Annotated in this window: 9 protein-coding genes; 3 read left to right on the forward strand and 6 right to left on the reverse strand. The window is 66.3% G+C overall.

Going from position 1 to position 14,920, the window contains the following annotated elements; genetic code table 11:
• The 6 genes from LOC57_RS15070 to LOC57_RS15095 all read right to left on the reverse strand — a co-directional run bounded on the left by LOC57_RS15070 (position 1) and on the right by LOC57_RS15095 (position 10,859).
• A complete protein-coding gene (locus LOC57_RS15070) occupies positions 1-978 on the reverse strand; it encodes an AAA family ATPase (RefSeq protein WP_227914193.1) in 978 nt (325 codons plus the stop codon).
• Positions 979-1,022: 44 nt separating this feature from the next.
• Positions 1,023-7,106, reverse strand: a complete 6,084-nt coding sequence (locus LOC57_RS15075) for an Ig-like domain-containing protein (RefSeq protein WP_229960727.1) — start codon at positions 7,104-7,106, stop codon at positions 1,023-1,025.
• A gap of 170 nt (positions 7,107-7,276) precedes the next feature.
• Entirely contained in the window at positions 7,277-8,449 is a 1,173-nt protein-coding gene (locus LOC57_RS15080) for an adenylate/guanylate cyclase domain-containing protein (RefSeq protein WP_227914191.1), read from the reverse strand.
• Positions 8,442-9,011: a PH domain-containing protein gene (locus tag LOC57_RS15085; protein ID WP_227914190.1), complete on the reverse strand. Its 570-nt coding sequence runs from the start codon at positions 9,009-9,011 to the stop codon at positions 8,442-8,444. Before LOC57_RS15085 ends, LOC57_RS15080 begins: the two co-directional genes overlap by 8 nt.
• 42 nt (positions 9,012-9,053) lie before the next feature.
• Positions 9,054-9,941 carry a biotin--[acetyl-CoA-carboxylase] ligase gene (locus tag LOC57_RS15090; protein ID WP_229960729.1) on the reverse strand — a complete coding sequence of 296 codons (888 nt, stop codon included), beginning with the start codon at positions 9,939-9,941 and terminating at the stop codon, positions 9,054-9,056.
• 60 nt (positions 9,942-10,001) lie between these two features.
• A complete protein-coding gene (locus LOC57_RS15095) occupies positions 10,002-10,859 on the reverse strand; it encodes an SDR family oxidoreductase (protein WP_229960731.1) in 858 nt (285 codons plus the stop codon).
• 261 nt (positions 10,860-11,120) lie between these two features.
• Between LOC57_RS15095 and LOC57_RS15100 the strand changes: the two genes are divergently transcribed.
• From LOC57_RS15100 to LOC57_RS15110, 3 genes are all read left to right on the forward strand, one after another.
• Positions 11,121-12,716, forward strand: a complete 1,596-nt coding sequence (locus LOC57_RS15100; RefSeq protein ID WP_227927011.1) for an acyl-CoA carboxylase subunit beta — start codon at positions 11,121-11,123, stop codon at positions 12,714-12,716.
• Positions 12,713-12,952, forward strand: a complete 240-nt coding sequence (locus LOC57_RS15105; protein WP_229960734.1) for an acyl-CoA carboxylase epsilon subunit — start codon at positions 12,713-12,715, stop codon at positions 12,950-12,952. Before LOC57_RS15100 ends, LOC57_RS15105 begins: the two co-directional genes overlap by 4 nt.
• Positions 12,953-13,039: 87 nt before the next feature.
• Positions 13,040-14,737 (forward strand): DUF885 domain-containing protein, encoded by a 1,698-nt coding sequence (locus LOC57_RS15110; protein ID WP_227914211.1) that lies wholly within the window; start codon positions 13,040-13,042, stop codon positions 14,735-14,737.
• The last annotated feature ends 183 nt before the right edge of the window (positions 14,738-14,920 follow it).

Raw genomic sequence — 14,920 nt, forward strand, 5'->3', positions numbered from 1 at the left:
TCAGGCCTGCGCCTCTGCACGCTGCTGGGGTGCGGGTACATCGGCCAGCACGGACAGCAGGACTGCCTCGGGGCTGGCTCCGGCAAATTCCGCTTCGGGATCCATGACCAGACGGTGCGTCCAGACCGCCGGCGCCAGTGCCTTTACGTCGTCGGGCAGGACATAGTTCCGCCCTTCGGATGCAGCCCGGATTTTCGCCACCCGGACCATGGCGAGGGCGCCGCGGACGCTGACGCCGAGCCGGGTTTCGGTAGCCGTACGGGTGGCCGAGACCAGGTGGGAAATGTATTCCAGCACTGCGGGTTCCACATGCACGGTGGTGCCCAGCTCCGCCATGTCGCGCACGGCCGTTGTGGTGATGACCGGGGTCAGGGCAAGTGACCGGTCCCGGGTGGAGGAGCCGGAAAGCAGTTCCAGCGTGGCCTCGTGGTCCGGGTAGCCAATGGAGGTCTTGATCAGGAAACGGTCCAGCTGGGCTTCGGGCAGCCGGTAGGTGCCGGCCTGTTCAATCGGGTTCTGGGTGGCGATGACCATGAACGGCCGATCCTGGGTGTAGGTTTCACCGTCCACCGTGACCCGCGATTCCTCCATGACTTCCAGCAGCGCGGACTGGGTCTTGGGCGAGGCACGGTTGATCTCGTCGGCCAGCACGATGTTGGCGAAGATCGGCCCGCGGTGGAACTCGAACAGCTGGGTTTTCTGGTCGTAGATGGTGATGCCGGTGACGTCCGAAGGCAGCAGGTCCGGTGTGAACTGGATGCGGGAGTTCGAGCCCTGCACGGTCGCTGCCAGGGACCGGGCCAGCATGGTTTTGCCGGTACCCGGTGCGTCCTCGAGCAGCACATGCCCCTCGGCCAGCATGGCAGTAAGGACCAGCCGCACGACGTCGGTCTTGCCCAGCACCGCTTGCCCCACGTTGGCCGTGAGGCGTTCAAAGGTCTCGGCAAACCATGCTGCCTGTTCTTGGGTCATTGCCATGTTGTTCTTATCTCCAGTTGCTTGATTCGTAGTTAGTCGTGGTGCTACCAGGTGGCCGGACAGTTCCCGATCTGGCTGAGAGCGTTGCCCTCGGCAGGTGCCACGTCCCGGTTCAGTACGTATGCGGGGCGCCCTCCGCGTCCGGGCACACGCAACCACGTCTCGCCCTTCCACATGCCGGTGCACTCCGCCTGGACCTCTGAACCTGCGTCCACGCCTCCCCAACCGCTGCAATCGCCGCTGACGGAGTCGTCCGGGTTGCGCCAGCAGGTGTGGGCAGTCGCAGTGCCCGCGTAATAACGGCCGCTGTTCACCGTTACTTTGACCGGCGCGCCGGCCTCACCCCTGGAGTTCACGGCGCGTACCTCGAACGAGTGCGCCTCGTTCAGCTTGTCTTTGCCCAGGACCGTGTTGTCTGAGTAGACCGGGATAAACGGCTCATCGTCCTTTCGTGCCTCCAGATGATGGACGTCGAAACTTCCGGAATCCGGTGGGGTCCATGTGACCGTGCCTCCGAGTTTCAGCGGTTTCCCGTCGGTGCCTGTCACCGTGGGCAGGCCCGGCGCCCCGTAAGGCATGACGTCGCCCGATGGCGGTCCTGGCTGACCGTCATATGTAGAGCCCGGGACGGTCACCACTGCCATGATTTGGGCACTGACCGTACCTCCGTTGGTGAACCCGCGCACCACGTCTCCGCTTCGGACCTGCTGCCGGTTTCCGTTGGAAAAGACCGCCACGTAGGCGATTTCGTCCGCTTTGGCACCGTTGCGCTGGGATGCATTCAACTCTTGGAAGGTGACCTTGACTGCCCGGCCGGCACCAGCGGTCTCCGCCGGCTCCAAGACGGGAGCGGGCGGCCCGTCAGGAATACCCCGGGCACGCCGGGGCGCGGACTGCGGGCCGGTCTCGCCCCATCCTGAGCGGTTTTGTGCCTGTACGGCGTAGGAGTAGTCCTGCTCCGAGTTGGGGACGGTGATGGTCACCCGGGTTTCCCTGCCGGCCGGAATGGTGCGAATGAGGTTGCTGCCTTGGTATTCGTACACCTGATAGGCCAGGATTTCGGCCCCGTTTCCGGGAGCGGCACCCCATTCCACGGTCAGCTGGGATTCTTTCCCCACGCTTGGTGCCGAGGACGTGCTCGGTGCGCCGGGCGCGCCCGGCAGTCCATTGGGATGCTCGGGGGCTGAATAATCACTCCATTCGGAGGGATCCGGAGCGGAGTTCCGGGCCTGGATCCGCACCCGGTAGCTGGTGCCGTTATCCAACCCGGACCACACCAGGGTGCCGCCCGCTGCTGGTGCGGATTTCTGTACCGCTCCGTTCGGCGGGGCAGGGGAAATCTGCAGGTCGTACCCGGTGATGGGCGAGCCGTCGTTCGGCGGCGCAGTCCAGGCAACCTTCAGTTCCCGGTCACCGTAAACCAAGGTGGGCGGTGCCGGGCGCCCTGGCTGGGTGTCCGGGCGCGCGACGGCGGAGGTGGGCGACGGCGCGGACGTGCCGTGGGCGTTGGACGCCGTGACCCTGAAAACGTACTCCACGTTGTTGGTCAGCCCGGTAAGCGTGCACGTGGTTGCCGGGCAGGCCTGGCTGAAGCCGTTGGCTGCCGTGACGGTGTAACCGGTAATCGGCGAACCGTTGGCAGCGGGCGGATTCCAGGCGAGCACAACGGTGCGGCTGCGGGTTGATTCAACCACGGGCGTGGAGGGAGCATTCGGCTTGCCTTGTACGGTGAGCCGGATCTGGCCGGCGGCCCGGCGGCTCAGCTCACCCGTCCGGTCCCGGACGATGTACTGGACGTTCATGCTGCCCACGAAGTCCGATCCCGGTGTCACCACCACATTCGAGCCCTGCAGGACCGCGGTGCCGTTGGCGTCGGACCGCACTTCGACAATCTCAAGCGGGCGGTCCTGGAACGGGTTGAAGTCATTGTCCAGTACCGGCACCGTCACGGGACGTCCCTGGACTGCGTCCGGGACGACGTCGTCGGCCGCTACGGGCAGTGCACGCATGGAGGCGATAACCGTGAGGTCCACCCGTCCCCGCACCGGTTCGCCGCGGCCGTCCGATACGGAGACCCACAGTTCCCCGGTGGTTCCTACCGCCGCATCATCGGCCGCGCGGATCTTCAGGACACTGCCGTCGATTTCGCCGTCAAAACCGTTCGGCACGTCGGCGGCCAGCTTGAAGCGCAGCCGGCTGGCATCCTCAGGGTTCGGATCAGATGCCAGGCCGGCCAGGTCCAGGGTCACCTCCGGCTCGCCCTTGGCCGTTTCGAGTGATCCCGAACTGATCGTGGGCGGGTAGTTCTGCTCCGGCAGCGGAATCACGTTGACGAGGACCGTCAGGGTCGCCTTCAACCCCTCGGGATCCTCCGGTCCGGCGCCGTCGGTGACCTCGAAGGTCACCGATCCCAGACCGGAATAGTCAGGGTCCGGGGCGTATCGGAGCGAGGAGGCACCCATGATCCGGGCTCCCCCGTCCTTCGTGCCAATGGCGCGGACGTGCTCTGCGGTGGTGATCCTTGGAGTGCGGCCGTTGCGCACCACCACGAGCGACTTAAGGTTCAGGTCCAAGGTGCTTCCGGCCTGCACCTCCAAGGGTTCCCCTTCACGCAGCATGGGGTACTGCGTGCTCAGGCCCGGCACCCAGATGATGGCGCTTGAGGTGCCGCCGTCCTGGTCTTCCGCCGTATAGGGAATGATCTGCGCCTCGTTGGTCAGGTCCACCCGGACCTTCCCCCCGGAAACCGAAGCGGAGGGATAGTCGCCCATGATCCGTACGGACATATCGTCCGCCAGCCCGTCCGGATCCTCATCATTTTCAAGCACGGGAACTTCCACGAAACTCTTGTCCCGGGTCTCGGATGCGTCCACCAGGTCATCCCGGGACGTGGGCGGCAGCAGGGGTGCGTCCTCGTCGACAACCACCATCACGTTGCCTGTTGCCACCCCTCCCCTGTTGTCCTTAACGCCGTAGGTGACGCCGTACGCGCCAGGTGTCTTGGGCGACTTCAGCAGGACCCGGGACAGGTCGGTGCGCGTCTCCAGCGCCGGGTCGCTGCCGGTGACCGCTGCGGTGTTTAGGGAGATGGGGTCCCCGTCCGGATCGGAGTCGTTGCGCAGCACCGAGGCCGCGTGGGACCGCCCGGGACGGAGCGTCACGGTATCCTCCACTGCCACAGGCTTCTGGTTGGCCTGTGCAGCGGGTGCAATTCCCACTTGGACCGTTCCGGTGTTTTCCACGCCCAAGCGGTCCCGGACGGTGTAGGTGAAGGAATCGGTCCCTGCGGCCTGGGCCAGGGCGGTGTAGTCGATGTAATTCGGGCCGGCGAGGGCAGCACCGCGGGTCGGAGCGCTGCCGATTCCGTTGAGCACCACGGAATCACCGTCCGCATCCAGCCCGTCCAGCGGAATGGGGATACGCACGGTGGTTCCGGCAACAACGCGCCCCTCCACGTTCACCGGCACCGGGGGTGTGTTCTTCTCGTCGTCGCGGGGCCGGATATTGATGCGTACCTGCGCAGAGTTCTTTTGGCCCGTCTCGTCGGAGACCTCGTAAATGGCATACACCGTCTTGGCACTTTGCCCGGCCACGAACCGCAGCTTGTTGTCGGAGACGAACATTTGCCCGTCCTGCGGGTCAACAGGCTGCGGCAGGACCGGATTCAGCGTCAGCTCACCGCCGGTGGGAGAGGAATCGTTATCAAGCACGGGGATGGTGACGACGTCGCCCACCCGCACCACTGCTTCATCCGGGCCGGCGGTCGGGGGCAGGAGAGTGGCCGGCTGCTCCACCGGAATGATGTTCACCTCGCCCGTCTTGGCGGCAGTGCCGTTGGAGACGGAGTACTCAATGGTCATTTGCTGGCGCAGGCTGCGGGTGTCATGGATCTGCAGGAGATGCCGGTCCAGCACTGCCACGTTCACCGGCGCGTCATCGGGAGTGCGGACAGACTGCACCACCAGGATCCCGCCGGTGGGGTCCGTGTCATTGCCCAGGACGTCAACCAGGACACTTTCGCCGCGGGGCAGCAGGGCGACGTCGCGCACCGCCACCGGGACTCCTCCCCGGCCGGACGGGTTGGCATCAACGCGGATCAGCCCGCTGGCGCTCTGCGGCCCGTTGGTCACCAGATATTCGATGTAGTAGGTGCCCGCCTCGGTTGGCATGAACCCAATGGACCCGGTCTGGTAGTCCGGGGTGACCACCACGCCTTTTTCGCCCTCGGCCTTGGCCAGGGTCAACTGGCCTCCTGCCGGATCCAGGTCATTCTTCAGCGGGAACATCTGAACGGGCTGGTCCACGGTGGTAGTGACGTGGTCAAAGTTGGCCACCGGCGGAAGGACGCCTGAGGGCCGCACGTCGTAGGTGACGGTCCCCTTGACTTCGTCAGTACCGTCGGAAACCGTGATCGCCACTTCCTTGACACCCTGGGTTTTCCCGACGTCCCGGAAGTCCAGCAGGCCGTCGGAGGCAGGGCGGACCTGGTCTCCATCTTCCGTGGGCTCCGCGCTGATGAGGACCAGGTCATCCCCGTCGGCGTCTTTCCAGTCGTTGAGGACGTTTTGGCTAACCGATTTTCCCTGTTCCAACAGGATTTTCGTGTTCCGGCGAGGTTCAGGCGGGGTATTTTCCCCGGCTCCCACTACCCGTACGCTCACGCTGGCGGTGTCCGTGCCGCCGCGGCCGTCACTGACCTGGTACGTGAAGGTTCCTGTTCCCGCGGGGGTATTAAGCGGGACCACGATCTGCAGGGCTGCGCCGTTGTAAATGGGTTCCACGCCGCCCACCATGGGCATATCCCCCACCACGGAAGCAGTCAGGAGGTCGCCGTCGGGGTCGCTGTCATTTTCAAGGACCTGCAGGATGGTGGTCCGCCCGGCACGGGCTCCCACAGTATCGTCCGAGGCCACCGGCGCACGGTTGTCCGTGGTCCGGTCCGGCAGGGCATTGACCGGGTTCTCGCTGGCAGCCTCCTCTTCATCGTCGTCATTGCTCTGCTCGGGCGGAATGACGTCCCCCCAGTTGTCCACCAACTGCATGTTCTCCAGGACCAGCCATACGCCGCCGCCGTTGACGTCGTTGAGGACCACCACGTCGCGGTTCACGCGGAAAACCAGTTCGGAAGACGGGCTCAGGCCGGGGATGTCCTCGCGGGTGTCCTCGGCGTCGTTGCCGCAGTCCCGCACATGGGTCCCTGAGCCTGCCCATGCCGCGTACACGCAGTCGCCCAGCCGTACCGGAGCCGCTGCGCCGCCGCCGCCGGAGTCGAGCTCAGTGATTTCCGGTTTCCCGCCGTCCAGGGGCTGCAGGATCAGGGCATCCTCCGTGGCGACGGCGACAAACTCGCTCTCCGGTCCGCTCTGCTGCAGCTTCGCGTTCTTCCCCTCCGGAATGCTGACGGTTTCACCGTTGGGCAGCAGCAGTGTTTCGGTTTCCGTGTTCAGCACCACGGGACGGGCCCCGACTGCAGCAATCTGCGCGTCCTTGAAGTCCTTCAGGGCGGCGGCTTCCCGGGTTTCGGGCTCGCCGAACTCACCGTCCTCGTCCTTCTCGAACGTGTAAAGAATCCCGTCCGACGGCGCCGCGACCACAACGTGGTCCTCTGAAGAGACGGCAGCCAGCACGCCGGGTTTCCCGTCAAGCACCGGTTTCGCGTCGTCCTCGCTGAAAAATCCGACGTCGCTGGCAGGCGTGATCCATACCCTGCCCTGGGCCGGGTCGGTAATGGCAACCGTGTCCCCGCCGAAGGAAAACTCGGCGGCACCGGGAAGCTGCACTTCGGCCCCGCGAGCCACGTTGGCCACGTCCACCGGGCTGGCCTTGGACTGGTCCGTGTTGAGGTTGAAGACGGTGCCGGCGTTCTGCAGCACATCGAAGTTGTCACTGTTCGCGGTGTAACCGCCGTCGAGCAGCCGGGAAGGGTAGTTCAGGTGGCCCACCATGCCCTGGGTGCGGTTGGTGACCCAGACCCCGCCGTCGTTCAGGTCCACATCGGCGCTGGCGAACCCCGGATACAGCAGTGCTCCGGTCACCAGCCCTGCGGTGACCGCAACGGCCGAGCCAACCGACACTGCCCTGCGCCGCTTGCGGCTGAGCAGACGTGCATTTCCCCCATGCGCTGCCACGATGTTTCCCCCTGGTTTTGACCTGCAGCGGAAAGGGGTCCGGCAACCCCCGAGACAGGGAGCGGACACCACAGTTCCACCGCATAGTGTTACACAGATCTCATCTGGAGGTAACTTGCGTCACTGCCCAAGGGAACGGGCCGCGGGGCGGGCCGCGGAGGGACCCGGAATCAGTCCAGGACCAGTCCCGATCCGGTGCCGCGGGCCAAAGTCACCGGGTGGATTTCACCAAACCCGCGCACGTTGCGCGGCTGATGCGGGATGAGGACAAACTTCGGGTTGTCCTTCAGCGCGGCCGCGGTGGAGGCATCGGTCAGCACAGTGCCGGGCTCGGCCAGGGACGTCAGCCGGGAGGCAAGGTTCACGGTGGGGCCGTAGATGTCTCCCAGCCGGGACAGGACGCGTCCCCAGACCAGGGATACGCGGGCCGAGGGCAGCAGCTCATCTTCGGTGAAGGCCTTCGCCAGTGCCAGTGAGATTTCGGCACCGGCCTCAGGTGTCTCGGCATTGAAGAGCACTTCGTCGCCGATGGTCTTGACCAGCCGCCCGCCGCCCACCGAAATGATCTCGGCACACTTGTGCTCAAAACGCTGCACCATCTGCGCCAGGGTCTTCTCGTTCATCTGCCGGGAAAGGCTGGTGTAGGAGACAAGATCAGCGAAACCCACCGCCCGTGCCAGCGGCAGCGGGGCATCATCCGAGGCGCTGCCGTCGTGGCTGGCCAGGCCCGCTTCGGCGCGCAGGGCCAGCCGCTGGATAGCCGCATTAAGCTGCCGCTTCCAGGCGTAGACCAGCGTCTTTTCCAACGGTTCAATCAAATCGGGCAGCGCCGCCACCAGGTTCTTGCGGGCCTCGGCGTCGGTGATTCCGCGCCTAGCCACCATTTCTTCGACCAGTGCTTCAACCTGCCACACCACCATGCGGTCCGTCATCTGGCCGATGGAACGCATTATGGAAATGGCCGCTTCCTCGGTGAGCTGCTCGTCGCGCACCAGTTCAATCACGGTGCTGAGCGCCTCCCGGTCCTGCTCGGTGAAAAAGACCGCGTCGTCGTCGAGGTTCGGGAAACCCATGGCGCGCCAGAGCTTGCGGGCGGAGAGGAGCGAGACGCCCGCTTCCGCGGCAGCTTCACGGCGCCTCAAAGTCCGTGGACCGCCGATCAGCTGCGCCTCGAGCCTGCGCACGTCCTCCCGGTCAATTTCCGTACCCGTGTCCGCCGCCGAATAGTCCGGGCGGGGCGCCGTTGCGGCCTGCAGCGGGTCCGCCGGCACGGAATCGGCAGGCACTGACAGGGGTTCGGGGTGGCTGGCGGCTCCGGCCTCGCCGTGGCCTGCGTCAGTCATTGTCCCTCCGTTCGTAGTCGTATCCCCCGTCTGAATCAATATCTACACCATCAAACATGGCGGTCAGCGGCAGCTGGCCTATGGCCGAGACCACTAGCGACCGGAAGCGGTGCACTTCGGGCACCGCCGGGTACTGCATCACCCGCCCGTGTCCGAGGTCCAGCACCAGCGTGCCGCTTCCCTGCATCCGGTCCGGCACGGACTGCCGTATTTCCAGCTGGTAGATGGCAGCCAGGGCAATCTCATGCTCACGCCGCAACAGCACCCCCTGGCGCTGGATCAGCCGGCGGTCGGTGAGGATGATGCGGCCGGCCAACCAGCGCAGCACGGGCGGGACGCAGTAGCGCAGCAGGAGCAGCACGGCCACGGCAGCGACGGCGGGCTGCAGATACGGACTCCACTCGCCCAGCTGCCCGGGCAGGCTGTCCCGGCCGAGCCAGCCGTATGCGTATCCGGCGGCGGCGCCGGTGACTCCGGCCAGTACCAGCGGTTTCCACAGAGAACGGGCGTGCGGGCGCCCGGCGGTTATGAGGTGTTCGCCGGGATACAGTCTCAGGCGCACCGCCCACCGCCTGCCGAAAGGGACAGTCCGGTCCTCATATGCTCAGGCCTGCCCGGCGCGCAGGTGCACCACATCGGCGGCGCTGACCGTGTGCGGGTGCCCCTGCTCATCGACAATAACGAGGGCTCCCGTGGGCGCCAGCGCCGCAGCACGGCCCAGGAGGGCTCCGCCCCCGGGCAGCTCGGCACGCACGTCCCGGCCCAGGGTGGTCAACCGTGCGGTAACCCGGCCCCGCAGCGAGTCCTGCCCGCCTGCGGGCACGGCGTCGGCGTCTCCGTCTACGGAGCAGAACAAGCGGTAGCCGTCCGCCAGGGCCAGCAGGTAGTCCTGGAGCAGGATGTTGCGGTCCGTGGTGGAGGCATACTCCATCAGCAGGCTGGTGGCCGTGGGAACCGGCAGGTCCTCATCGGTGAGGCTCACGTTCAGGCCGGCACCCACCACTACGGCCGGCGGTGCGCCGTCGCTGGAGGGAACCAGCTGCGCCAGCACCCCGGCGAGCTTGCGTCCGTCCACCATCACGTCATTCGGCCATTTCAGCCGGGCTTCCACGCCGGTGCGGGCGGCTATGCTCTCTGCCATCGCCAGCGCAGCCAGCAGCGACAGCCAGCCGTAGGAGTCCGTGGGCAGCGGGCGCCCGTCCCGGTTCACCGGCCGCATCAGGACGCTGACAAACAGCGAGGACCGTTCCGGTGCCACCCAGCTGCGGTCCATCCGGCCCCGGCCGGCGTTCTGCAGTTCGGCGGTCAGCACCGTAAGGTCCGGAACCTCCCAGGGGCGCAGGCGGGCGGCGTCGGCCAGGTCCGTGTTGGTGGAACCTGTTTCCTGTACTACTTCCAGGTCCGCATACGGGCCGGCGGGGGCCACCAGGGCCGCCCGCAGGCGGTCCGGATCCAGGGCCGGTCTTTCCATGCTGGAGTAGTGCAGTTGCATGCATCCGATCTTACGCGGGCGCCCTGACATTGACGGGCACCCGGTTCCGTGCAGGCCCGGCTAGAGGAAGAAGTCCGGCATCAGCGACTCTGCGGGCACGCCCGGCGCGTACCGGCTGAAATCGGTGATGCCTTCCTCCCGGAGGACGGCTTCATCGGTGTAGAAGTTGCCGGTCGACTGGCTGCTGGGCCGGGTCAGGATGGCATGTGCAGCATCGGCCATGATGTCGGCGCTGCGCGACGCCGCCGCCAGCTTGTCGCCGCCGGGCATGTTGCGGATTGCCGCGGTGTCGATGCCGGTGACCGGCCACAGCGAGTTCACCGCCACGCCGTCGTTCTTCAGTTCCTCCGCCAGGCCGAGCGTAGTGAGCGACATTCCGTACTTGGCCAGGGTGTAGGCGAGGTAGTTGCCGGCCCACTTGGGGTCCATGTTCAGGGGCGGGGAGAGCGTCAGGATGTGGGCGTTATCGGACCGGCGCAGGGCGTCCAGGGAGAACTTGGACAGCATAAAGGTGCCGCGGGTATTAATGTCCGCCATCAGGTCATAGCTCTTCATCGTCACGGCGTCGGTGCCGGACAGATCAATGGCCGAGGCGTTGTTCAGGACAATGTCGATCCCGCCGAAATGTTCCACGGTGGCTTGGACCGCGCGGGCAACGTCTTCGTCGCGGCGCACGTCGCCGATGATCGGCAGGGCCTTGCCGCCGGCAGCCTCCAACTGTTCGGCGGCGGTGTAGACCGTGCCTTCCAGCTTGGGGTGCGGCTGCGCCGTTTTGGCGAGCATTGCAATGTTGGCGCCGTCCGCTGCGGCACGCAGGGCAATGGCAAGTCCGATGCCGCGGCTGCCGCCGGACATCAGGATGGTGCGTCCGGCCAGGGACCGCGACGCCGTTTCCGGGGTGCTGTTGGGTGTGCTCATGCCTCGACAGTAATACACACCACAGCTAAGTTACCCGTCAGTAACATCGTGTCCGCATGTCGGCCCACATTTGCGCCGGACCAAGCACCGGGACGCGAAATTGTAGGATTTCTACACTCAGTCCCGGTGCAGGCGCTCACTAGACTGGGTAAACCACACCCCGTAAACCGCACGCATTTTGTGCGGAACCTACTTAACGCCCAGCACGGCCCTTCCCGCCGGAAGGTTCCCGCGCTACTCGACCGGCACCCGGAGGCCTTCTTGAGCATCGACCAGGACACGAACCTGCACACGACCGCAGGCAAGATCGCCGAGTTCCGGCGGCGCCAGGCCGAGGCAGAGCTGCCCTCCGGACAGGCCGCCGTCGAGAAGCAGCACGCCCGCGGCAAGCACACTGCCCGGGAGCGCATCGATTTGCTGGTCGACGCCGGGTCCTTCGTGGAGTTCGATGCACTGGCTGTCCACCGCTCCACCGCGTTCGGGATGGAAAAGAAGAAGCCCCTGGGCGACGGCCTGGTTTCCGGCTACGCCACTGTGGACGGCCGTCCCGTGGCCGTCTACAGCCAGGACTTCACTGTGTACGGCGGTTCCCTGAGCCAGGTCAACGGCGAGAAGATCGTCAAGGTGCAGGAATTCGCGCTGCGCACCGGCTGTCCCGTGGTGGGCATCCTCGACGGCGGCGGCGCCCGCATCCAGGAAGGCGTCGCGTCGCTGGCCATGTTCGCTGACATCTTCCGCAACAACGTGCATGCGTCCGGGGTGGTGCCGCAGATTTCCCTGATCATGGGCCCCTCCGCCGGCGGTGCCGCGTACTCCCCCGCCCTGACCGACTACGTCGTTATGGTGGACAAGACCTCCCACATGTTCATCACCGGACCCGACGTCATCAAGACGGTCACGGGCGAAGACGTGGACATGGAAACCCTGGGCGGTGCCCGCCAGCACAACGCCACCACGGGCACGTCCACGTACCTCGCCTCGGACGAGGAGGACGCCATCGAGTTCGTCCGCGAACTGCTGGACTTCCTGCCGTCCAACAACCTTGCCGAAGCACCGCTGACCGCTTTCGACTCCGATCCGGAACCCACCGAGGCGGACCTGGCCCTGGACACCCTCATCCCGGACTCCGCCAACCAGCCCTATGACATCCGGGCCGTCATCGAGAACGTGCTGGATGACGGCCACTTCCTGGAAATGCAGGCCCTCTACGCACCGAATGTGATCATCGGGTACGGGCGGGTCGAAGGCCACACCGTGGGCATCGTGGCGAACCAGCCCATGCAGTTTGCCGGCACCCTGGACATCGCCGCTTCTGAGAAGGCCGCACGCTTCGTCCGGAACTGCGACGCCTTCAACATTCCCATCCTCACCTTCGTGGACGTGCCGGGCTTCCTGCCGGGCAAGGACCAGGAGTTCAACGGCATCATCCGCCGCGGCGCGAAGCTGCTCTACGCCTACGCCGAGGCCACCGTCCCCAAGCTCACCGTCATCACCCGCAAGGCCTACGGCGGGGCCTACATTGTGATGGGCTCCAAGAAGCTGGGCGCCGACCTCAACCTCGCCTGGCCCACCGCGCAGATCGGCGTGATGGGCGCCCAGGGCGCCGTCAACATCCTCTACCGGGCGCCGCTGAAGGCAGCCGCCGACGCCGGGGGCGATGTCGAAGACGTCCGCCGCCAGTACATCGAGCAGTATGAGGACGAGCTGCTCAACCCGTACCAGGCCGCCCAGCTCGGATACGTGGACGCCGTGATTGCCCCCTCCGAAACCCGGCTGCAGCTGATCCGCGGGCTGCGGGCCCTGCGCGAGAAGCGCGCCGCCCTGCCGGCCAAGAAGCACGGGAACATGCCGCTGTGAGCACCGCGGACCTATTCCCCGAGGCGCCGGCCCCCGACGCACCCCTGCTCTCCGTGGTGGTCGGCAACCCCACGGACGAGGAGCTCGCGGCGCTGGCCGCCGTCGTCGCCGGGCTGGCGGCTGAAGAAGCAGTGCTGCCGGCACCGCGCCCGGCACACCGGATTTGGGCCCGGCGCCGGATGCTCCGGCTCGAGCCGACCCCCGGGCCGGGCTCCTGGCGGCGCAGCTTCCGTTAGCCCCCTTGCGGAACGGCGATTAGGCCCGCCGGGCGCCTCTGCGGTTAGGCTACCTTTGTGAGCCAACAGACATCATCTTCCGAGCCCATGTCCACCGCGGCCAGCGCGCCGGCGCGCCAGCCCACTGCCATCGACGCCGTGGCCAATGCATACACCGCCACCCTCCTCGACCTGGATCCGTCCCTTGCCACCTCCCTGGGCATCCCGGGGCGGGAAACCGAATACGGCGACTATTCCCCCGCAGGCCTGGAGTCCTTCGCCGAAGCCATCCGGGAAACGCTCAGCCGCCTGGACGGCCTGGAACCCGCGGACGACGTCGACCGTGTGACCCTGGACGCCATGCACGAGCGCCTCGGCCTGGACCTGGAGATCCACGAATCCGGCTGGGACCTGTCGGACCTGAACAACATCGCTTCCCCCGCCCAAGGCATCCGCAGCATCTTCGATTTGATGCCCACGGATACCGAGGAGCAGTGGCACCACATTGCCGGCCGGCTGAACAACGTCGACGACGCCGTCGCGGGCTACATCACCAGCCTCCGCAGCGGACTGGAACAGTCGCTGGTGCCGGCCCGCCGGCAGGTCAAGATCGTCATCGAGCAGGCTTCCGCCTATGCCGAGGACGGCGGGTTCTTCGACGCCCTGTCCGCCAACGCATCCCTGCCCGGCGGCGAAAACCTCCCCGAGTCACTGCTGGCCGAGCTGCGCACCGGCGCCGAGTCCGCCCGCCGCGCGTACCTGTCTCTGGCCACTTTCCTGGAATCCGAGATGCTGCCCGCAGCGCCGGAGAAGGACGCCGTCGGCGCCGAACGCTACGCACTAATGTCCCGCCGGTTCCTGGGCTCCTCCGTCAATCTGGAGGAGACCTACCAGTGGGGCGTGGAAGAGCTGGACCGCATCATCGCCGAACAGGAAGCCGTGGCGGAGCAGATCCGCCCCGGCGCCACTGTGCAGGAGGCAATGGACATCCTGAACGAGGATCCGGCCCGGCAGTTGCACGGCACCGATGAGCTGCAGTCCTGGATGCAGGACCTGGCGGACCGCGCCGTGGAAGACCTGGCCGGCTCGCACTTTGACATCACCGGACCCATGCGCCGGATCGAGTGCATGATCGCCCCCACCCAGGAGGGCGGCATCTACTACACCGGCCCCAGCGATGACTTCTCCCGGCCCGGGCGCATGTGGTGGTCCGTTCCTGCGGGCGAGGACACCTTCACCACATGGCAGGAGACCACCACGGTCTACCACGAGGGCGTACCCGGGCATCACCTCCAGATTGCCACGGCGACGGCGGCGCGCGGGCTGCTCAACGACTGGCGGCGGAACATCTGCTGGGTTTCCGGCCACGGCGAAGGTTGGGCGCTGTACGCCGAGCGGCTGATGGATCAGCTGGGCTACCTCAGCGATCCGGGCGACAAGATGGGCATGCTTGATGCCCAGCGGATGCGCGCGGCCCGCGTGGTCTTCGACATCGGCGTCCACTTGGAACTGGATATTCCCGAGCGCTGGGGTGAAGGCACCTGGACAGCCGAGAAGGGCTACGACTTCCTTAGGCAAAACCTGACCATCAGCGAAGGCCAGCTGAACTTCGAGTTCACCCGCTACCTCGGCTGGCCGGGCCAGGCGCCGTCCTACAAGCTGGGCCAGCGGCTCTGGGAGCAGATCCGCGACGAGGTCCGCAGCCGCGAAGGGGACGCCTTCGATGAGAAGGCCTTCCACACCCGGGCCCTGCAGCTGGGCTCGGTGGGCCTGGACACCCTGCGGCGGGCCCTGCTGGGGAACTAACCCGGTTCCGGCTCCTTCCTCCAGTGCGAGGTTCGTCACAGTGCCCCGGGGAATACCCCGGGGCACTGCCCTTTCTCCGCAGGACGCCGCGGGCCTGCAGCGCGCTACCTGCAAAGCACCCGTTTTGGCCGGCGTAATATTTCGCAACTTCAAGGCAGGTCTGGTAGTGGTCCGCCGTTAGAG

The organism is Arthrobacter sp. zg-Y750, from assembly GCF_020907365.1.
Taxonomy (GTDB): Bacteria; Actinomycetota; Actinomycetes; order Actinomycetales; family Micrococcaceae; genus Arthrobacter_B.

Coding starts and splice junctions, on each gene's coding strand:
- LOC57_RS15110 (WP_227914211.1), top strand. CDS start 13,040: ATGTCCACCGCGGCCAGCGCGCCGGCGCGCCAGCCCACTGCCATCGAC.
- LOC57_RS15095 (WP_229960731.1), bottom strand. CDS start 10,859: ATGAGCACACCCAACAGCACCCCGGAAACGGCGTCGCGGTCCCTGGCC.
- LOC57_RS15070 (WP_227914193.1), bottom strand. CDS start 978: ATGGCAATGACCCAAGAACAGGCAGCATGGTTTGCCGAGACCTTTGAA.
- LOC57_RS15090 (WP_229960729.1), bottom strand. CDS start 9,941: ATGCAACTGCACTACTCCAGCATGGAAAGACCGGCCCTGGATCCGGAC.
- LOC57_RS15080 (WP_227914191.1), bottom strand. CDS start 8,449: ATGACTGACGCAGGCCACGGCGAGGCCGGAGCCGCCAGCCACCCCGAA.